At 67.8% G+C, this 20642-nt stretch carries 19 protein-coding genes; 7 read left to right on the top strand and 12 right to left on the bottom strand.

Going from position 1 to position 20642, the window contains the following annotated elements; translation table 11 throughout:
* Positions 1-189 carry an HEWD family protein gene (locus C5B90_RS18755; protein ID WP_115883463.1) on the top strand — a complete coding sequence of 63 codons (189 nt, stop codon included), beginning with the start codon at positions 1-3 and terminating at the stop codon, positions 187-189.
* 39 nt (positions 190-228) lie between these two features.
* Here C5B90_RS18755 and C5B90_RS18750 read toward each other — a convergent pair whose 3' ends face one another.
* Positions 229-909, bottom strand: a complete 681-nt coding sequence (locus C5B90_RS18750) for a phosphoglycolate phosphatase (RefSeq protein ID WP_115883462.1) — start codon at positions 907-909, stop codon at positions 229-231.
* A 124-nt stretch (positions 910-1033) separates the two neighbouring features.
* Entirely contained in the window at positions 1034-2254 is a 1221-nt protein-coding gene (locus C5B90_RS18745; protein ID WP_115883461.1) for a Cdc6/Cdc18 family protein, read from the bottom strand.
* 355 nt (positions 2255-2609) lie between these two features.
* On the opposite strand from C5B90_RS18745, the gene glpA reads away from it, so the two are divergent.
* The 6 genes from glpA (at position 2610) to ptsH1 (ending at position 10299) form a co-directional block, all read left to right on the top strand.
* Positions 2610-4397, top strand: a complete 1788-nt coding sequence (glpA, locus tag C5B90_RS18740; RefSeq protein ID WP_115883460.1) for an anaerobic glycerol-3-phosphate dehydrogenase subunit GlpA — start codon at positions 2610-2612, stop codon at positions 4395-4397.
* The gene (glpB, locus tag C5B90_RS18735) at positions 4384-5652 is read left to right on the top strand and encodes a glycerol-3-phosphate dehydrogenase subunit GlpB (protein WP_115883459.1); all 1269 of its coding nucleotides are present in this window, start codon (positions 4384-4386) and stop codon (positions 5650-5652) included. The genes glpA and glpB overlap by 14 nt, the downstream gene beginning before the upstream one ends.
* Positions 5649-6959, top strand: coding sequence for an anaerobic glycerol-3-phosphate dehydrogenase subunit C (locus C5B90_RS18730; protein WP_115883458.1), 1311 nt, complete (start codon positions 5649-5651; stop codon positions 6957-6959). The genes glpB and C5B90_RS18730 overlap by 4 nt, the downstream gene beginning before the upstream one ends.
* A gap of 363 nt (positions 6960-7322) precedes the next feature.
* On the top strand, positions 7323-8855 hold the full coding sequence (gene glpK, locus C5B90_RS18725) for a glycerol kinase GlpK (protein ID WP_115883457.1): 1533 nt from the start codon (positions 7323-7325) through the stop codon (positions 8853-8855).
* Between the two features lie 3 nt (positions 8856-8858).
* The gene (locus C5B90_RS18720; RefSeq protein ID WP_115883456.1) at positions 8859-9923 is read left to right on the top strand and encodes a hypothetical protein; all 1065 of its coding nucleotides are present in this window, start codon (positions 8859-8861) and stop codon (positions 9921-9923) included.
* Between the two features lie 100 nt (positions 9924-10023).
* A complete protein-coding gene (gene ptsH1, locus C5B90_RS18715) occupies positions 10024-10299 on the top strand; it encodes a phosphocarrier protein HPr (protein WP_115883455.1) in 276 nt (91 codons plus the stop codon).
* Positions 10300-10404: 105 nt separating this feature from the next.
* Here ptsH1 and dhaM read toward each other — a convergent pair whose 3' ends face one another.
* The 10 genes from dhaM to C5B90_RS18665 form a co-directional block, all read right to left on the bottom strand.
* Positions 10405-10791 carry a dihydroxyacetone kinase phosphoryl donor subunit DhaM gene (dhaM, locus tag C5B90_RS18710; RefSeq protein WP_058827337.1) on the bottom strand — a complete coding sequence of 129 codons (387 nt, stop codon included), beginning with the start codon at positions 10789-10791 and terminating at the stop codon, positions 10405-10407.
* Entirely contained in the window at positions 10788-11486 is a 699-nt protein-coding gene (gene dhaL, locus C5B90_RS18705) for a dihydroxyacetone kinase subunit DhaL (RefSeq protein ID WP_115883454.1), read from the bottom strand. The genes dhaM and dhaL overlap by 4 nt, the downstream gene beginning before the upstream one ends.
* 114 nt (positions 11487-11600) lie before the next feature.
* Positions 11601-12599 (bottom strand): dihydroxyacetone kinase subunit DhaK, encoded by a 999-nt coding sequence (gene dhaK / locus C5B90_RS18700; protein ID WP_115883453.1) that lies wholly within the window; start codon positions 12597-12599, stop codon positions 11601-11603.
* Positions 12600-12782: 183 nt separating this feature from the next.
* Positions 12783-15914, bottom strand: a complete 3132-nt coding sequence (ileS, locus tag C5B90_RS18695; protein WP_115883452.1) for an isoleucine--tRNA ligase — start codon at positions 15912-15914, stop codon at positions 12783-12785.
* Positions 15915-16343: 429 nt separating this feature from the next.
* Positions 16344-16946 carry a hypothetical protein gene (locus C5B90_RS18690; RefSeq protein WP_115883451.1) on the bottom strand — a complete coding sequence of 201 codons (603 nt, stop codon included), beginning with the start codon at positions 16944-16946 and terminating at the stop codon, positions 16344-16346.
* Between the two features lie 60 nt (positions 16947-17006).
* Positions 17007-17462, bottom strand: a complete 456-nt coding sequence (locus C5B90_RS18685; protein ID WP_115883450.1) for a hypothetical protein — start codon at positions 17460-17462, stop codon at positions 17007-17009.
* Positions 17463-17510: 48 nt separating this feature from the next.
* Complete coding sequence (locus C5B90_RS18680; RefSeq protein WP_058567578.1) at positions 17511-17996, bottom strand: acyl-CoA thioesterase; 486 nt, start codon at positions 17994-17996, stop codon at positions 17511-17513.
* Between the two features lie 60 nt (positions 17997-18056).
* Complete coding sequence (locus C5B90_RS18675; RefSeq protein WP_115883449.1) at positions 18057-18500, bottom strand: bifunctional nuclease family protein; 444 nt, start codon at positions 18498-18500, stop codon at positions 18057-18059.
* Positions 18501-18581: 81 nt separating this feature from the next.
* Positions 18582-19202, bottom strand: a complete 621-nt coding sequence (locus tag C5B90_RS18670; protein ID WP_115883448.1) for a winged helix-turn-helix domain-containing protein — start codon at positions 19200-19202, stop codon at positions 18582-18584.
* Positions 19203-19265: 63 nt separating this feature from the next.
* Positions 19266-20594 carry a glycerate kinase gene (locus tag C5B90_RS18665; RefSeq protein WP_115883447.1) on the bottom strand — a complete coding sequence of 443 codons (1329 nt, stop codon included), beginning with the start codon at positions 20592-20594 and terminating at the stop codon, positions 19266-19268.
* Positions 20595-20642 lie beyond the last annotated feature (48 nt).

Raw genomic sequence — 20642 nt, 5'->3', positions numbered from 1 at the left:
ATGGAACCCCAACTTCGACGACCGACGCGACGCATCTGCGAGCGCTGCGGTCGGGTGGAACGCTGGGACGACGACGCCGCGACGTGGGTCGTCGCCGAAGAGGACGGCGAGAAACGGGTCGGAAGCCCCTATTGTATCCACGAGTGGGACATCAACGGCCGCTTCGCTCCCTTCGAAGAGCCGGCCTGAGACGCCGACGAACTTCGCGCGTGGTCGGCGGCGACGCCGCTACGCCGCGTCTTCTTCCCGGAGCGATTCGAGCACCGAGAGCGTGCCGTCCATGTACGACCGTTCGAGCACCGTGTCGGCGGCCTCCCTGGCCACGTCGTCCGCGTTGGCGACGGCGAACGAGCGACCGGCGACGCGGAACGTCGAGGCGTCGTTGACGCTGTCGCCGACGGCGACGAACTCCGCCGGGTCGTAGCCCATCGTCTCGCAGACGCGTTCGAGGCCGACGCCCTTCTCCACCCCCGGAGTCTTGATGTGGTACGCGTAGCCGGTGTCGATGACTTCGAGGTCGAACTCGTCGGCGACCTCCCGGAGGAGCGCCTCGTCGGCGTCGAGGCGGGCGATGAGTTCGGTCTCGCGCCAGCGGTTCGCGGTGTCTGCGGCGTCCCACCCGAGGTCGCCGCCGCGCGCGACGAACTCGTCGGCGGCGGCCTGCGCGGCCTCGCGGTCGCCGGTGAACGTCACCTCGCCGTCGGCGAGGACGACCCCGCCGTTCTCCGCGATGACCGTCTGCGGGAGGCCGAGGTAGTGACACAGCGAGACCGGATAGGGAAACGCCTTGCCGGTGGCGAGGATGACGGGCGCGTCCCACGTCGGGAGCACCTCGAACGCACGCGGGTCGAGGCGGCCCTGCGCGTCGGTGAGCGTCCCGTCGATGTCGAGTACGAGCGGCGGAACCATACCCGGAGTTGGGAGACCGGGGAAAAAGATTCAGCGGTCGGGGAGAAGCGCGCCGCAGGACGGCCCCGGCGGGTCGTCGCTCTCGCAGGTCGCGGGGGTCGCGCGGGCCGTCACCTCCCGCGGCTCAGCGCTCGGCGTCGTCCAGCCCGCGGAACGCAAGCGTCGAGAAGTTCGGGACGGGGCGCGTCGCCGGCCGGCCCGGCCCGTCGGTGGAGTCGCCGTCGGAGACGCGGCGGACGATGCCGAGGTCCGAAAGTTCGTAGAGGACGCGTCGGATGGTCGCGGGCGACAGCGACACGCGCGGCGACGCGGCGACGTTCTCGGTCGCCGCCGAGACGGAGGCCGTCTCTTCGTCGTCGAGCGCGACGAACGCCCGGAGGACGCGCCGGCGGCTCTCGGGGAGCGCGAACACGCGCCCGAGCGAACAGCCGTCGTCGGGGACGGCGTCGATGCCGGCACAGACGTACTCGGTGTCGAGGGCGTCCGAGCCGTCGGCGGCGGCCAGAGTCGCCGCTCCGTAGAGCGCCGAGAGCGCGTCGTGGGCGTCGCCGTCGGCCCACTCGGCCACCTCGCGCGTCGCCTCGTGCGTGAGCGCGTTTCGGGTGACGCCGTCCGAGGCGCGCGCGACGAGGATGTCCACGAGGCTGTGTCGCTCGTAGGCCGGGACGGCGATTGACGCTGCGTTGGTGGCGTCGGTGGCATTGGTTGCGCCGGTCGCGCCGTCGGCAGCATCGTCCTCGCTCGCGTCGCTTCGAGGGTCGCGGCCGACGGTGAGCACCGAGACGTGCGGCGACACCGAGGAAAGGGTCTCGACCGCCGTCGCCGCGGGATAGGTCTCCGGTTCGCCGACGTGGTCGACGGCGACGACCGCGTGTTCGTCGTGGGCGACCCGCTCTGTGAGCCGCTCGCGGAGTGCCTCGACGCCGACGCCCTGCGACGGCACCGGCTCGTCGCAGAGCGCGTCGAGCGCCGCGTGGAGGAGTGCGAACTCGGTCGAGGCGTCGCGGGAGTCGACGTAGGCGAAAGAGGTCGTCGGCGTGGCGGCGGTACGCGTGGCGGTGTGGATGACCGACCGTTGGGAGGGGAGCGCGCTGGAGAGATGCTCGAAGAGCGTCTCGACGACCGCCGACTTCCCGGCTCCCTTCGGCCCGTGGACGTGGGCGTCGGGCGGCAGGTCGCCGTCGAACACCGGGTCGAGGTGGTCGAGGATGCGTTCGAGCGTCGGCCCGCGGCCGGTCGGCTCGTCGGGGTGGGCCGTCGGGTCGAGCGCGTTCAGGTCCCGGACGAGCCGCCGTCCCGTCCCGCCGCGGCGGCGGCGTCTGGTGATTCTGTCTTCGAGGCGCATAGCGTGGAACGTTCCGTACTGACGGTATCCGGCGCACGCGTAAAAATCGACCACTACCGACATCTCCCCTGAGATGTGAGAACACAAAACATGGAAATCGGCCGTTCGGGGCGCTTCAAAGCTAGTTGAGAGGTCCGTTGTCGGCGAGGATTCGATACCGGACGTAACTAATAAGAACAATAGTTTTGAATTATTGTCGTCGTTTCGAATAGGCGTAGAAACGCCGAGATACGGCATTCTACGGGCAGTACGATGGCAATCGGGTCGACGAAGTGGTCCGTTCCGTGAGACGAACGGGGCGCGAGACGAGTGAAGGTAAAATAAAGTGCCGTCGGTCCTACCTCACGAAAGACAGATGAAAAAATCGCCGAGCGTCCTCGTCATTGGCGGGGGGTCGACCGGCACGGGCATCGCGCGCGACCTCGCGATGCGCGGGCTGGACGTGACCCTCGTCGAGAAGGGGAACCTCACACACGGGACGACGGGGCGGATGCACGGACTCCTCCACAGCGGGGGCCGGTACGCGGTGTCGGACCAGCCGTCCGCCAAGGAGTGTATCGAGGAAAACCGGGTCCTGCGGCGAATCGCGGGCCACTGCGTCGAGATGACGGGCGGGCTGTTCGTCCAGCGCCCCGAGGACTCCGACGAGTACTTCGAGAAGAAGCTGGAGGGCTGTCGCGAGTGCGGCATCCCCGCCGAAGTGCTGTCCGCCGAGGAGGCGCGCGAGATAGAGCCATACCTCGCGAAGGACATCAAGCGCGCCATCAAGGTCCCCGACGGCGCGGTCGACCCGTTCCGCCTCTGCGTGGCGAACGCCGCGAGCGCCGTCGAACACGGCGCGCGCATCGAGACGCACTCAGAGGTCACCGACGTGCTCGTCGAGGGCGGCGAGGTCGTCGGCGTCGAGGTCACGCACCAGACCGGAACCGGCCCGTACGTCCACGGTGAACCCGGGGAAGTCGAGGAAATCCGCGCCGACTACGTCGTCAACGCGACGGGCGCGTGGGCCGGCCAAATCGGCGACCTCGCCGGCGTCGACGTGGAAGTCCGCCCGTCGAAGGGCGTCATGACCATCATGAACACGCGGCAGGTCGACACGGTCGTCAACCGCTGTCGGCCGAAGGGCGACGCCGACATCATCGTCCCGCACGAGACGACGTGCATCCTCGGGACGACCGACGAGGAAGTCGAGGACCCGGAGGACTACCCCGAAGAAGGCTGGGAAGTGGACCTGATGATAGAGACGCTGTCGGAGCTCGTTCCCATGCTGGCCGAGGCGCGGACGATTCGCTCCTTCTGGGGAGTCCGCCCGCTGTACGAGCCGCCGGGAACCGGCACGGAGGACCCGACGGACATCACCCGCGAGTTCTTCCTGCTCGACCACGACGACCGCGACGACCTGCCGGGCATGACGAGCATCGTCGGCGGCAAGCTCACGACCTACCGGATGATGGCCGAGCAGATTTCGGACCACGTCTGCGAGAAGCTCGACGTGGAAGCCGAGTGCCGCACCGCCGACGTGCCGCTGCCGGGCAGTGAGGACTTCACCGTCCTCCGCGACTACATGGACGACTTCGGCCTGCGGTCGCCTATCGGCCGCCGGTCGGCCCAGCGACTCGGCTCGCGCGCCGACGAGGTGCTCAACAGCGTCGACCCCAACCCGGTCGTCTGCGAGTGCGAGGCCGTCACCCGCGCCGAGATTCAGGACGCCCTCGACACCGCGGGCACGGACCTCAACTCCGTGCGCATCCAGACGCGCGCCTCGATGGGCAACTGTCAGGGCGCGATTTGCTGTCACCGGATGGCGAACGAACTTGCGCCCGAGTACGACGAGACGACCCTTCGCGCCTCCCTCGACGACCTCTATCAGGAGCGCTGGAAGGGCGAGCGCCACGCCATGTGGGGCACGCAGCTCTCCCAGTCCGCGCTGAAACACATGCTCCACGCGACGACGATGAACCGCGACGAAGACCCCGCGGCGGCCGACGCCGACATCGACTTCGCCGCCTTCGACGACGGCGGTGCCTCGGAGGACGACGCCTCGGGCGTCGCGTCCGGCGGGGCAGTCGCGGACGGCGGCCGCCAACGGACCGCGGACCGCGCGGACGACGACGCGTTCGGAGGTGCCGATGGCGATAACTGACGACGTGCTCGTCATCGGCGGCGGCATCGCCGCCTGCACAGCGGCTCTCTCGGCCGCGGAGACGGGCGCTCGCGTGCGCCTGCTCGCCCACAAGAAGAGCACGCTCCGGCAGGCCAGCGGGCTCGTGGACGTGCTCGGCTACGCCGGCGGTGACGGTCCACTCTCGGACCCCTACGCCGGTCTCGACGCGCTCCCGGAGGGCCACCCCTACCACGTCGTCGGCGAGGACGGCGTTCGCGCCGGGCTCCGCATCTTCGACGAGGCGGTCGGCGACGCCTACCGCGGCGGCCACACGGACTCGAACGCGCTCGTGATGACTCACGGCGGCGCGGTGAAACCGACCGCCCGGTACCCCGAGTCGGTCGCGCCCGGTCTCGCCAGCACCTCCGGCGACATGCTTTTGGTCGGCTTCGCGGGCCTCACGGACTTCGACGCGCCCGTCGCGGCCGACCACCTGACGGCCGCCGGCGTGCCGTTTTCGGCCCGCGGCGTCACCGTGGAGTTCCCCAAGCGGTTCCGCGCCGACGCGAAGGTGACCCGGTTCGCCAAGGCGCTCGACCGAGACGAGGACGTGAACGGCGGCACGGTCCGTTCCGTCCTCGCCGACACCATCGCCGAGGAACTGGACAGCCAATCGCGCGTCGGCTTCCCGGCGATGCTCGGCGACGACCACGACGAGGAGGTCCGCGCGGAGCTTTCGGACCGCCTCGGCGTCTCCGTCTTCGAGGTGCCGACCGGGCCGCCGAGTCTGCTCGGACTCAAGTTAGAGGACATCCTGTTCGACGCGCTCGACGAGGCGGGCGTTCGCATCTCCGCGGGCAACCCGGCGGTCGATTTCGAGGCCGAAAACGGCCGTGTCGAGACCGTCATCGTCGACCAGAAGAGCCGACCGACGCCCTACTCGGCCGATCAGGTCGTCCTCGCCACGGGCGGCCTCGTCGGCAAGGGCCTCGACTCCGACCGAGAATCGGTCACTGAGCCCGTCTTCGGCTGTCACGTCCCGCATCCCGAGGACCGCTACGACTGGTCCGAACCCGAGGCGTTCGGCGACCACGCGTTCGCGCGCTTCGGCGTCGTCCCCGACGACGAACTCCGGCCGACCGGCGAAGACGGCGAACCGCACTTCGAGAACCTGCGCGCCGCGGGCGGCGTCGTCGGCGGTGCCGACGTGGCGCGCGAGAAATCCGCGAGCGGCGTCTCCTTGGCGACGGGTGCCGTCGCCGGCCGACTCGCGGGCGAGGAGGCAACCAGATGAGTGACGCAGAATCCCCAGGCAACCCGACTTTGACCCCCGACGCACAGACAGACGACTTCGAGGCCGTCGAGGTGTTCCCCGACAGCACCGATATGGACCTCCGTCCCGGCGCGGACAACTGTTACAAGTGTACCGCCTGCGACGTGTCCTGCCCGGTCGCGGAAGTCGACGACGAGTTCCCCGGGCCGAAGTTCCAGGGGCCGGAGCAGTGGCGGCTCAAGCGCAAGGAAGACGAGGCCGTCGACGACTCAATCATGTCGTGTTCGAACTGCATGCGCTGTGACGACGCCTGTCCGTCGGGCGTCCCGCTCAGCCAGATGCACAACACGGCCCGCGGCGAGTACGTCGACGAACAGATGGACAAGCTCTCGCGGGAGTACATCCGCAACCGTATCCTCGCCAACTACGGCACGCTCGCCCAGTTGGGGAGCATGTTCCCGCGGCTGGCGAACGCCGTCATGGGCAACTCGGTCGTCCAGCGGATAAACGAGAAGGTGCTCGGCATCACGGCCGAGCGCGACTTCCCCGAGTTCGCCACCCAGACGTTCCGCGAGTGGTGGAACGAACGCGGCGGCCCGCAGGTCCGCTCCGAGGAAAAGCGCGTCGCCTACTTCCACGGCTGTTACTCCAACTACAACACGCCCGAGGTGGGCAAGGCGATGGTCCGCCTCTTCGAGTCGTTCGGCTACGAGGTCGTCGTCCCCAAACAGCGCTGTTCGGGGACGCCGATGTTCGCGAACGGCATGCTCGACGACGCAAAGCGCGCCGCCGGCATCAACGTCGAGAACTTCGCGGGGCTCATCCCCGAGGGCTACGACATCATCGCGTCGTGTACTTCCTGTTCGATGTCGCTCCGTCAGGAGTACCCCGAACTGTTCGACATCGACGGCATCGAGGACCTCTCGGCGCACACCTACGAGGCGCTGGAGTACCTCCGCATCCACGAGGACCTCGAAAGTGCGGTTCGCGAGGCCTCGGTCGAGGACCAATCGTTCGCGTACCACGCGCCGTGCCACGGCCGCAATCAGGGCCTCGACCGGCAGGCGGTCGAACTGTTCCGCCAGCTCGACGGCGTCGAAATCGAAGACGTGGGCGACTCCTGTTCCGGTATCTCCGGTACCTACGGCTGGAAGGAAGAGAAGTACGACAAGTCGATGCAGATCGGCGCGGACATGTTCGACCACATGGAGCACGCCCAAGGGAACGTCGGCATGACCGAGTGTCCCACCTGCTCGATGCAGATGGAACACGGCACTGGGTACGACATCAAACACCCGCTCCAGCTCCTCGAAGAGGCGCTGGTCTGACACGCGCGCACGGCTGACGGACGAGTCCGTTCGAGCGCCGGACTACTCAAACGGCGTCGCGCTCGGCGCGCGCGCCGATTCGACGGCAACTTTCCGGTGATTGTTGCTCATTAACCGCGGTATTTTGCCGCTATCGGACCGAGCGGGACGTTCTATCCGACAGAATCTGTCCTTGATTAAAAGTGCCGAAAAAGTGCCCGTGTGAAATAATAGATACCGTATTCGGTGTTTAGAAGTCCCCTAAGACGATTTTATTCGCTGCGATATACAAGGCAGTAGTAAAGAAACATTTATCATATAATTTGTACACGTTTGTAGTGGTAGGACTCTCACACCGAGAGTTCGTATCGAGGTTGGTTAGAAATGTCAGGAGAAACTTACGTCGGTGCCATCGACCAGGGTACCACAGGCACGCGGTTCATGGTGTTCGACCACGACGGCAAGGTGGTCGCCAACGCCTACGAAAAGCACGAACAGATCTACCCAGAGCCCGGTTGGGTCGAACACGACGCAAACGAGATTTGGGACAACACGAAGAAGGTCATCGACGCGGCGCTTTCGAGCGCCGGACTCGACGCCGAGCAGTTGGAAGCCATCGGTATCACGAACCAGCGCGAGACGACGCTCATCTGGGACCGTGAGACCGGACAGCCGATTCACAACGCTATCGTCTGGCAGGACCGTCGGACGACCGACCGCATCGAGACGCTCGAAGCGGACGGCAAGACCGACGACGTGCGCGCCAAGACGGGTCTCGAACCCGACGCGTACTTCTCCGCGACGAAAGCCGAGTGGCTGCTGGACAACTCCGACCCCATCAAGCTCCAGCGCTCCCGACCCGAGGATATCCGAGACCGCGCAGCCGACGGCGAACTCGCCTTCGGGACCATCGACACGTGGCTCATCTACAACCTGACGGGGAACCACATCACGGACGTGACGAACGCGTCGCGGACGATGCTGTTCAACATCCACGACATGGAGTGGGACGACGAACTCCTCGACGAGTTCAACGTCCCCCGCGAACTCCTCCCCGAGGTCCGCCCGTCGTCCGACGACGACCACTACGGCGAGACCGACGCGGACGGCTTCCTCGGCGCGGAAGTCCCCGTCGCCGGCGCGCTCGGCGACCAGCAGGCCGCGCTGTTCGGCCAGACCTGTTTCGACGCCGGCGACGCGAAGAACACCTACGGTACCGGCTCGTTCATGCTGATGAACACCGGCGAGGAGGCGGTCATGTCCGAACACGGCCTCCTCACCACCGTCGGCTTCCAGCGCTCCGGTGAGCCGGTCCAGTACGCCCTCGAAGGCTCCATCTTCATCACGGGCGCGGCAATCGAGTGGCTCGAAGACATGACACTCATCGACAACGCCGGTGAGTCCGAGAAGCTCGCTCGGTCGGTCGAGTCCACCGACGGCGTCTACTTCGTCCCGGCGTTCACGGGCCTCGGTGCGCCCCACTGGGACCAGCGCGCTCGCGGCACCATCGTCGGCATGACCCGCGGCACCCGCCGCGAGCACATCGTCCGCGCGACGCTCGAATCCATCGCGTTCCAGACGCGCGACGTGGCCGAGGCGATGGAGTCCGACAGCGACATCGACCTCTCCAGTCTCCGTGTCGACGGCGGCGCGGTCAAGAACAACTTCCTCTGTCAGCTCCAGTCGAACATCCTCGACACGGAAATCGTCCGCCCGCAGGTCGACGAGACGACCGCGCTGGGCGCGGCCTACGCCGCCGGCCTCGCCGTCGGCTACTGGGAGACGCTCGACGAACTCCGCGAGAACTGGCAGGTCGACCGCGAGTTCGCCCCGAAAGACCCACAGAACGTCGAAGCGCGCTACGGCCGCTGGAAAGAGGCCGTCGACCGCTCGCTCGACTGGGCACGGGAGGAGTAACTCGTGTTCGAAGCATTCGCACTCCAGATTCCGGTCATCGGCGTCAGCGCCGAGCGGTTCGTCGTCCTCCTGCTCGCGGCGTTCGCGGGCGGGATGTTCGGTGCGGCCATCGGCGCGCTGCCGTCGTTCATCTTCACCGGCTTCGTCGTGCTGCTCGGCGAGACGGCGGGCGTCGTCATCCGACAGTTGGAAGGTGCCGACCTCGTCACCGCTGGCGAACTCGGCACGGGCATCACCGGCAGTATCGGGTTCGGCCCCTTCGTCGGCCCGCACATCGCCTTCGCCGGCGGTGTCGCCGCCAGCGCCTACGCAGGCAAGCGGTACGCCGACATGAACCCCAGCGAAGGCGGCTACCACTTCGGTAAGGACATCACGTACGCCTTCGGCACCCAGCCCGACATCCTCGCCGTCGGTGGTCTGTTCGGCGTCCTCGGGCTCCTCATCTCCCGCGTCGCGGGCGGCATCGGCCTCCCGCTCGACAGCGTCGCCCTGTCCGTCATGACGACGGCGTTCATCGCGCGCATCGCCTTCGGCTACCCGCTCATCGGCTCGCCCGCCGGTAGCGGCCTCCTCGACATGTCGCCGTTCGAGAAGGGAACGATGCGCGGCGACGGCAGCGGCCGCCCCGCAACCGAACCGTGGCTTCCCCACCAGTACAAGTGGGTCAACATCGTGGTCATCGGCCTCGGAGCCGGTATCCTCGGCGGCTGGACGTGGCTCATCACGGAGAGCTTCTTCCTCGCCTACGGTATCTCCGCGGCCAGCCTGCTGTTCTTGAACCTCGGCGTCGAGAAGATACCCGTCACCCACCACATCACCCTCGGTGGGTCGGCGTTCGGAGCCGTCGCCGCGCCGATGGTCGGCGGGAGCGAACCGCTCATCATCGTCGCCGCCGCGTTCGGTGGACTCATCGGGGCGCTTCTCGGTGAAGTCACCCAGCGCATCGCCTACGCGCACTCCGGGACCCACGTGGACCCGCCGGCGATGTCGATTACCATCTACTCGCTGCTCATCGGCGTGCTGTTCCTGCTCGGGGCTATCCCCAACTCGGCGTACCTCGGGCTCTAACCGCCCGGACGCCCCCGGCCCCGCACACGTCGTTCGCGATTTTTTCTGCGCCGCGTTCCGCAACCGGTAGCGATAACGCTCCGCAGTCGATACCCGACGTATGGAACGCATCGTCGCCGTCGTCCCGAAAGACGGCCTGCACGCTCGTCCCGCCTCCCAGTTCGTCGAGACCGCGAACTCCTTCGACGCCGACATCCAACTCGGCCGTGCCGACGAGGACGACCTCGTCCCCGCCGCCAGCATGCTCGCCGTCACCGGCCTCGGCGTCGGCCACGGCGAGGAGATTCGCCTCGTCGCCGAGGGCGACGACGCGGAGGCCGCGCTCGACGCGCTCGAAGCAGTGCTCTCGACGCCCGAAGACGGCGACGAAGAATAACACGAAACAGAACAAAGCGGAACGGGACTGCGGGCCGCCACGTCGCGCGGCGGTCTCTTTTCCGGTTGGGTCGGTGGCGCGGAAACCGGGTCGTCCCCGGCCGGCTCAGTTCAGTTTCCGGTAGTCGCGGGCGTCCTCGGCGCGCTCGACGACCGAATCGAGCGTCGCCTTCTTGCTCGTCGTCTCGACGGCCGCGTTGAGCGTCCCCTCCAGAATCGGCGCGTCCGCGATGACGGCCTCGGAGTCCATCGCCATCTCGATGGCGAGTTCCGCGTTCATCACGGCGCTGCCGAGGTCGACGAGGACGACGACACCGTCGCCGTCGTCCGCCTCCTCGATGCCCTCGCGAATGCGGTCCGGCGAGGTTCCGATGCCGTCTTCGTCCCCACCGGCGGGGACGATGCGGGCGTTGCCGCCGCCCATCTGTGCGGCGACCTCAGCGATTCCCTCGGCCGCCTTCGCGCTGTGCGAGACGACGACGAGGCCGATCATTCGTCCCTCCCGACGGCGTCTTCGGCCCGGGCGTCGCGGTCGACCTCGCCGTCGAGGTACTCCTCGGCGGTCTCCAGTAGCTCTTCGAGGATGAACAGCGTGCTCGTCGCGCCGGGGTCCTGATGGCCGACAGAACGCCAGTCGAGGAACGACGCGCGGCCCTTCATCGCCTTGATGGGGACCGTGAAGGCGACGCCGCGCTCGGCCGCGTCGACGGCCTTGGCGAGGGCTTCGAGCGGCGGGAGGTCGTCCTGCTCGATGGACTTCTTGTAGGTGTGGACGGCGGGGACGAGCGCGTCGACCATCGTCTTCGCGCCGACCTGCGCGCCGCCGCGGTCCTTGACCTTGTCGAGGTACGCCTCGGCGAACGCCACCGAAGTCTCGGCGGTGATGCCGTCTTCGAGTTCCTGACTGGCGAACATGATAGAGCCGCCGTAGAGGGGCCCGGAGGCCCCGCCGACGTTCGAGATGAGCGTCGTCCCGACGTTCTTGACGACCTCGTTCGGCTCCATCTCGGCGAACTCCTCGCGCTTTTCGGCGGCCTTGCCGAAGCCGCGTTCCATGTTCGCGCCGTGGTCGGCGTCGCCGATGGCGGAGTCGAGGTCCGTGAGGTACTCCTTCTCCTCGGCGAGGCGCTCGGCGACGTTGTCGAGCGCGTCCAGCACCGCTTCGCGTTGTGTCTCTGCGTCAGCCATGGCTGTCCTTCGTCGGCCTGTCGTTAATCCCTTGTCCCGCGGGACTGTTCTGCCGCGAAAAATCGGTGGACGTGTCGGGAGTCGACCCCGAGAGCGCTCGGTGGGCGTCGCCGCTTACTCGGTGACGGTCAGGCCGGGCGTCTCCGCGGGCGCGCCGAGCAGTTCCTTCAGTTCGTCGTCGACGCGGAGCACGGAGACCGAACAGCCCATCATGTCGAGCGAGGTCATGTAGTCGCCGACCCACGCGTCCCACGTCTCGATGCCGCGGTCGCCGAGGATGGACTGGAGCTTGCGGTTGACGATGTACAGCTCGGACAGCGGCGTGCCGCCCATGCCGTTGACCATCGTCACGACCTCCTCGCCCTCGTCGAGTTCGAGGTCGTCGAGGACGTTCTCGGTCAGGTGTTCGGTTATCTCGTCGGCGCTCATGACGTCGGCGCGCTCGGTGCCCGGCTCGCCGTGGATGCCGATGCCGAGTTCGATTTCGTCCTCGCCGAGGTCGAACGTCGGTTCGCCCTTCTCCGGGGTGACACAGGAGGTGAGCGCCATACCCATCGTCCGCACGTTGTCGACGACCTTCTCGGCGACTGCCGCGACCTCGCCGAGGTCGCCGCCCGCAGCGGCCTTCGCGCCGGCGCACTTGTGGACGAAGATGGTCCCCGCGACGCCGCGCCGGCCCGACGTGTACAGCGAGTCCTCGACGGCCACGTCGTCGTTGACGACGACCTGTTCGACCTCGACGCCCTCCATGGCGGCCATCTCGGCGGCGGTGTCGAAGTTCATCACGTCGCCCTCGTAGTTCTTGACGACGCAGAGGACGCCCTCGCCCGCGTCCGTGGCCTGAATCATCTCGTTCAACTGGTCGGCCGTCGGCGAGGTGAACACCTCACCCGCCGCCGCGCCGTCGAGCATCCCCTCGCCGAGATAGCCCGCGTGCGTCGGCTCGTGACCCGACCCGCCGCCGGAGACGACCGCGACCTTCCCCTCGACCGGCGCGTCGCCGCGGACGAGGACGTTCGTGCCGTCGAGTCGGCGCAGTTCGGGGTGCGCCGCGACCATCCCGTCGAGCATCTCGTCTACGACCGCTCCGGGTTCGTTGATGAGTTTCTTCATGACTCACCGTCCATCACGTTCGATGAGGTCAAAAGTGTTAGTCAGCCGGAAGACGAGGCCGGCGTCGTCTGCGAAAAATCGGGTTACATCACCCCCCATTTCACGGGGGTCGACGGCGGCCGAGTATCGGTCGGCGTGCCGACCGACGCGCCGACCAGCGGTCGGGGGGTGGCGCGAGCCGTCTCAGTCGAGTTGCGTGACCGCGATGGTCACCGACACGTCCTCGACGTCCCATGTCTCGACCGTCTCGCCCTCGGCGCTTCCGAGGTCGAACTCGCGGGCGCGGACCTCCTCGGCGATGAGGTCGCGGTTCTCCTCGACGAAGCCGGCGACGCGCTCGTCGTCGACCGCGAGCGACACGTCGATTTCGGCCTCGACGTCGAGGTCGAGTTGTTTGCGCATCTCCTGGATGCGGCGGATGACGTCGCGGGCGTAGCCCTCGGACTCGATGTCGTCGGTGAGTTCGGTGTCGACGTAGACCGTGCCGCCCTCGAAGTCGGCACCGCTGACGTGTTCCGGCGGCTCCGCGCGGTACGAGACCATCTCGTCGGTGAGGTCGTACGTCTCGCCGTCGACCTCGACGCCGGCCTCGACTTCAGCGCGCGAGAGGCCTTCGACGGCCTCCATTATCTTCTGGGCCTCAGCGCCGAACTCCGGCCCGATGACGCTCATCTGCGGCTCTGCGGTCTCGACGAGTTCGTCGAAGACCTCGACGACCTGCACGTCGCGGGTGTTCACGCGCTCCGCGAGGAGGTCGGAGAGGGCTTCGACCGCGTCGGCGACGTTCTCGTCGTCGGACTCGACGACGATGCGCGAGACGGGCCAGCGGAGCTTGCGGCCGCCGAGTTGGCGGGCGTGCGCCGCGGCCTCCTCCACGTCGCGGAGGACGGCCATGTTGGTCTCCAGTTCCTCGTCGCGGCGGTCCTCGTCGGCCTCCGGGTACGACAGCATGTGGACGGACGTCTCCGAGCCGTCGAGTCGTTGGTACATCCGCTCGGCCATGTACGGCGCGTAGGGCGCGATGAGCCGGATGGACTCCGAGAGCACCGTCGAGAGCGTGGCGTACGCGCCGAGCTTCGACGCCGAGTCCTCCTCGTCCCACATGCGCTCGCGGATGGCCTTCACGTAGAAGCGCGACACGTCCTGCGTGATGAAGTCCAGAAGCGTGTTGAGCGCGGTGGAGACCTCGTAGTCGTCCCACGCGTCGGCCATCTCGGCCTCGACGGTCTGGAGCCGCGAGAGCACCCACTCGTCGACGACGGTGAGTTCGCCCTCCGAGAGGTCGGCCTCGGCGGGGTCGTAGCCGTCGAGGTCCATGTACGGAAGCGGGAAGCGAAAGACGTTCCAGAAGATGTTGAGCGTCGACTGGGTGTCGGCGAGGCCGTCCCACTCGAACGAGAGGTCCACGCCCTGCTGGTCGTGGCTGAGGAGGTAGGCGCGAAGCGGGTCGCGGCCGGCGCGGTCGATGGCCTCCTCGGGCGTGACGATGTTGCCGACGGACTTGGACATCTTGCGACCGTCCTTGTCGTTGGCGAAGCCGTGCATGATGACCTCCTTGTACGGCGACTCGCCGGTCGCGGCGGTGCCCATGCCGAGTTGCGACCAGAACCAGCCGCGGGTCTGGTCGTGCGCCTCGATGATGAGGTCGGCGGGCCACAGTTCGTCGTAGGCGTCCGTCTCGCCGGGGAAGTCGAGCGTGCCCCACGTGGCGACGGAGGAGTCGATCCACACGTCGAACACGTCGGGGACGCGCTCGTATGTCACGCCGTCTTCGGTGATGGTGATGGGGTCCACCGAGGGCCGGTGGAGGTCCACCGTCTCGGGGTCGATGTCCTGGTCGGCGCGCTCGGCGAGTTCCTCGCGGGTGCCGACGACAATCATCTCCTGTGCGCCCTCGGCGTCGGCGTCCTGCGGAACCCAGATGGGAAGCGGGATGCCCCAGTAGCGCTGGCGGGAGACGTTCCAGTCGGGCGCGTCGCTCACGAAGTCGCGGAAGCGGTTGTCGCGGGCCCACTGCGGGTGCCACTCGGACTCCTCGATGTTGTCGAGGAGTTGCTCTTTCACGTCGGTGACCGTGATGAACCACTGGTCGGTGGCGAGGAAGATGATGTCCGTGTCACAGCGCCAACAGTGACCGTAGCGGTGGTCGTGCTCGTCGGCGTGAAGCAGGTGCCCGAGTTCGTCGAGGTCCTCGATGACTTCCGGGTTGGCGTCGCGGACGAAGGTGCCCGCGTAGTCGCCGCCCTGCTCGGTGAACTCGCCTTTGTCGTCGACGGGAACGAACACGTCTAAGCCGAGTTCCTGCCCGCGGGCGAAGTCTTCCTGCCCGTGGCCGGGCGCGGAGTGGACGAGGCCCGTGCGGTCGGCCTCGACGTAGTCGGCGGTGTACACCTGTCCCGCGCCCTCGAAGTCGGCGTACTCGGCGACGACGCCGTCGAGCGGGTGGTCGTACTCCCAGCCGACCATCTCCTCGCCCGTGACCTCCGAGAGGACCTCGTAGTCCTCGTAGCGGCCCTTCTTCAGGACTTCCTCGACGCAGGGTTCGGCGAGGTAGAGCACTTCGCTCTCGCCGTCCTTCTCGGCGCGGACCTCCTGATACGTCATCTCGCCGTCGACGGCGACGAACGTGTTGGCGGGGATGGTCCACGGCGTCGTCGTCCAGATGACGAGGTTGCCCTCGCGGCCCTTCAGCGGGAACTTGACGTAGATAGACGGCGAGGTGATTTCGTCGTACTCGACCTCGTTGGCCGCGATGGCGGTCTGACAGCGCGGGCAGTAGTTGACGCTCCGCTTGCCCTGTTCGACCAGTCCGTTTTCGGCGACCTTCGAGAAGGCCCACCACGCGGACTCCATGTACTCGGGCGACAGCGTCTGATAGGGGTTGTCCCAGTCCATCCACGCGCCGATAGACTGGAAGTCCTCGTCCATCGCCTCGCGGTTGCGGACGGCGAACTCCTTGCACTTCTGGATGAACTGCTCCATGCCGAACTCCTCGATGTCGCGCTTCGAGGTGAAGCCGAGTTCCTCCTCGACTTTGACCTCGATGGGGAGGCCGTGCATGTCGTAGCCGGGGCGGTCCGTGACCTGATGCCCCGTCATGCGCTTGTGCCGGATGACGGCGTCCTTCAGCGTCTTGTTCCACGCCGTGCCGAGGTGCATCTGGCCGGACGTGTACGGCGGGCCGTCGACGAAGAAGAACGACGGGTCGTCGGCGTGTGCCTCCTTCGTCGCCTCGTACGCGTCGTTCTCGTCCCAGTACTCGCCGACGACGGACTCCACGTCCGACGGCGTGTACTGGTCTGCGATGTCTTCCATACCCCGTCCTTCTCGTGGATATATATCAAAACGGCGGGTCTGGTCCGCGTCGGCGGGACGTGCCGCCGGGTCGGGCTCAGACACGGGAGACCCTCCGCTGTCGATGCTCTGCTGGTCGCTGTCGATACGCCTGTCGGGTGTGGGTTGTGTGTCGCTCCATGTTGGGTTCCGGTGGTCGTGGTCACACCGGACGGGAGACCGCTGTCGCTCGGAAGTCGATACGGGCGGGAGTCGAGGATGAGAGATGTGCGAGGCTACTGCCCCGCAATAATGGACGACGGGGCGACGACCGAGCGCCGTGACTGGCCGACCGCGGGCGGGCGGCGCAGAGTCAGGAGTCGTCGCATGCTGTTCGAACGAAGTCTCGGAAGCGACATAACGCTTACTCCGACGCCGTCTCGCGGCCCGCCGCCACCGCCGCCACCGACGCTACCGGTCCGACCAGCGACCGACGCGATGTGTTGCAACGACCGACTCGGAGTCCGACCCGTGCGTGGTTCCGGACTCATCGTCGCGCTCGAACATCCGGAGCGTGGCGTTCGTCGGAGCCTCCCCTCTCGCTACGTCGAACTTCGAGAGGTGAGTGCAGACGAGCGTGTCCGCGTCGAACGGTTCGAGGTCGGCGGGCGGCGACCGGCGAATCGGGAGTTCCGCGTCGCGCCACCCGGTCCACGACGGGGACTGCGCGACGTTGTAGAACGCGGCGTCCTCGCGTGCCATCCGGACCTCGAACAGGAGGACGAACGAATCGCCCTCGGCCCACAGCAGGTCGTTCGAGTACTCGCCCTGCATCGCGCGGTCGGTGAACACGTCCGTCTGGTCGTCCGGCGGGTCGCCGAACAGCCACCCGCGGAAGTCGGCGTCGTCGGGGAACGACCCGTTCACGTACTGCTCGTCTGCCGGGTGGAGTTTCGAGTGGCCGGTGTCGGCGCGGATGCGACCGCTTGTGGTCTGTCGGGCGTCGGCGAGACAACCCGAGAGACCGGCAAGCGAGAGCGCGGCGGCGCTCGAAAGGAGGGCTCGGCGGTGCATACTGTCGTGTGGTGCGGGAACGACATAAACGTCCGCCGCCGTGACACGCGACCCGGCGGCTCAGCCGAAGTCCGGCAGGTCGTCGGGCGCTTCGTACTCGGACTCCCAGTCGATGTAGTCGTCTTTGAGCACGTCGCACACGTCCTGTCCGAGTTCGGTGAGGCCGGCGTTGATAGACGACACCTCGCCCCACGAGGTGAGGTCGGGGTGGAGTTCGCGCTCCTTCCAGTCTTCGGGAATGCCCGGCGCGTGGTAGCCGACGCGGTCCGCGAAGTCGTCCCAGAAGAAGTCGAAGTGGGAAAGGAGGTCGAGGTCGAGGACGATTTCCCACTGCGCCTCGGTGACGGGCGTCTCCGCGGCCCACGCCTCGAAGGCGTCGGCCCACGCGCCGGCTTCGAGGAACTCCTCCAACTCGGCGCGCTTGAAGTCGGCGTCGGCCGCCACCTGCGCGTCGTCGTACTGGTTCGGGTCCACCGTCGGGAGCGACGGCGGGTCCGGGACGGGAACGTCGAGCATGGTCGTCAGTCGGTCGCGGTCCGGGAAAAGGGTTCGGCGCTGGTCGTCTCAGTTCTCCATGCGCTCGATGACGGATTCGAGCTGGTCGGCGCGGGCGGCGACCGCCTCGGCGCGGAGTTCCTCTTCCTCGTCCGTCTCGCAGACGAGTCGGGGGACGGGCGTCGGCTTCCCGTCGTCGTCGAGGGCGACGAACGTCAGGAAGGAGGTGGTCGTCTTCCGTAGTTCGTCGGTCTTCGGGTTCTCGGCGTGTACGTCGACTTTCACGTCCACGCTGGTCCGGCCGACGTTGAACACGTACGCCTCCATGACGGCCACCTCGCCGAGGTCGATGGGGCTGATGAAGTCGACGTGGTCCATCGACGCGGTGACGCACTGCCGGTTCGAGAATCGCATCGCCGCGATGGCCCCGCAGATGTCCATCCAGTGGAGGACCGCCCCACCGAGGGCTCGCCCGAGGTTGTTGGTGTCGTTCGGCAGGAGGAGCTCGGTCATCTCGGTGCGCGACTCGTCGAGCGTCGCGGTGGATTCGCTCATGCGAGCAGAGTCACGCCGAGGGGGCTTGAAATCGTGGGGCGCGGCGGCGACGCCCCCGGTTCACTCGTCGAAGTCGGCGTCGAACGCCTCGGGCGACTGCCCGGCGGCGTCGAGCACCTCGTCGGAGACGAGGATGGGGCAGTCCACGCGGATGGCGAGTGCGATGGCGTCGCTCGGGCGGGCGTCGAAGACGAACGTCCGCGCCTCCCCGTCGTGGTATCGCTCCGCGTCGACCTTGGCGAGGAACGTGCCGTTCGAGAGGTCGTCGATGCGGATGCTGTCGATAGCTCCGCCGAACTCCGTCACCATCTCGACCAGGAGGTCGTGGGTCAGCGGGCGCTCGAACTGCTCGCCGGAGAGGCCGAGTTGGATGGCCTGGGCCTGGTCCGACGTGATGACGATGGGCAGGAACTCGTCGCGCGCTTCGAGGACGACCGCCGGGACGTTCGAGCCGTCTTCGCCGACGCCGACCCCGATACCGCGGACCACGGCACGGTGTTTCATGCTATGCTGTAGTTGGTCGGAGTACGAATAGTTACCCCAGAACGAGTCGCCGACGCGGTCGCCGTCCGCTCCCGCGGAGCCTCAGCGTCTGGCGAACTGGACGGCCGCGATGACGAGCAGGATGACGAGGCCGCCGGCGAAGAAGGCGAGCCCCGGCGGGATTCCCTGCGCCGCCGCGGGCGCGGCCTCCGCAGCCATCGTCGAGACCGTCCCGGCGTCGGCGGACTCAGCCGCACCGCCAGCCCCGCCGAGGACGCCGAGGCCGCGCGTGGCGACCCACTGGACGAACGCCGAGAGCAGACCCAAGACGGCGACGCCGCCGAGCAGACTCGACAGCATGGACGCGAGGCCCGTCCGGGTCTCCTCGCCGGCGGCGACGACGACCAGCGGCCTGTCGGCGGGCGCGTACACCTTCATCTCGCGGCCCTTCTCGGAGTAGACGGTGTCGACCACCTCGACGAGGCCCGCGTCGTCGAGCTTTCGGAGATGGTACTGGACGTTCTGGAGCGACGTGTCGACGCGCTCTGCGAGGTCCGCGGCGTTCGTCGGCGTTTCGTGGAGCGCGGCGAGCACGCGGCGGGCCGTTTCCGAGGAGAGCGCCGATAGGAGGTCCGACGCCTCGTCGTCGTCGAGTCCGATGACCCGCGGGGAGGATTCGTCCGCGGCGGAGGTGTCGGGGGTAGAGGGCAACAAACCGGCCATGGAGTGAGGTACTCCGCCGGAGGATACAAACCTGTTGTCCGTCGCCCGCGAAACTGTCGGCGCTCAGACGCCCTCGCCGACCACGACGACGCGCAGGTCGTTGACGTTCGTCCCCGTCGCGCCGGACTCGACGAGCGCGTCGGCCTCTCGAAGCACCGGGAGCGCGTCGTTTCTCGCCAGCGCGTCGTGAGCGTCACCTGCGTCGACGGTCGACGAGTCCACGACCGCGCCCGCGACCTCCGTCCCGCCGTCTTTCCCGTCGCTGTCGATGCTGGCGAGGACGGCCTCGTCGGGGAGTTCCGCGGCGGCCGCGAGGCAGAATTCGAGATTCGGGCCGCCGTCGCCGTCGCCGCGGACCGTCACGGTGCATTCGCCACCCGAGAGGACCACGGCGGGCGCGGCAATCGGGTTTCCGGTCGCAAGCGACTCTTCCGCGACGGCGACGTGGGTCTTCGCGGCCTCGCGCGCCTCGCCGCGCACGCGAGACGAGAGGACGAGCGGGTCGTAACCGCGTTCGTCGGCCACCTCGCGGGCGGCGTCGAGCGCGGTGAAGGTGTCCGCGAGAACGTGGTTCGTCACCCGGTCGAACACCGGGTCGCCGGGCTTCGGCGTCTCCGGAACGTCGCCCGCCGAGCCGCGGGCGAGGCGCGTTCGGACCGATTTCGGCACGTCGAGGTCGAAGCGGTCCAGCACGTCGAGGGCGTCGTCGTAGGTCGTCTCGTCGGGCGCAGTCGGGCCGGAGGCGATGACGCCGAGGTCGTTTCCGACCACGTCCGAGAGGACGAGGCCGACGACCGTCGCGGGCGCGGCGAGGCGCGCGAGACCGCCGCCCTTCAGCGTCGAAACGTGCTTTCTGACCGCGTTGAGGTCGTGAATCTCCGCGCCGCTTTCGAGCAGTCTGTCGGTCGTCTCCTGCAACTCGGCGAGCGAGACGCCCTCGGCGGGAGCCGGGAGGACCGCGCTCGCGCCGCCGGTGATGGCGGCGAGGACGAGCGTCCGGTCGTCGAGGTCGGAGATGAGGTCCACGAGCCGCCGGGTGCTCTCGACGCCGCGCGCGGAGGGGACCGGGTGGTCGCCGGGGAGTCGCTCGATGCGCCCGTCGGGGCTCGGCGTCGGGTCGGGCGTCACCACGACGCCGTCGTCGATGCGGTCGCCGAGGACGGCTTCGAGGGCGTCCGCGACGCCGTCACCGGCTTTGCCCCCGCCGACGACGAGGATGCGGTCGTAGGCGGTCAGGTCGTAGGTCTCGTCCGCGACGGTCAGGGTGTCGCCGTCGAGCGACACGGATTCGCGGACGACGCGGTCGGGTAGGACGGCCTCGACGCCGGCCTGCAGGCAGTCGATGGCCGTCTCGTGGGCGGGCGTCGGGGTTCGCGCGTCGAAATCCTGCATAGTTCGTGGGAGATGCCGACACGGATAAAAACCGTGGGGCGGTAAACC

The sequence above is a fragment of the Haloferax sp. Atlit-12N genome (assembly GCF_003383095.1).
In the GTDB taxonomy this organism is placed as follows: Archaea; Halobacteriota; Halobacteria; order Halobacteriales; family Haloferacaceae; genus Haloferax.
This window is presented reverse-complemented; position numbering and strand designations above follow the sequence as displayed.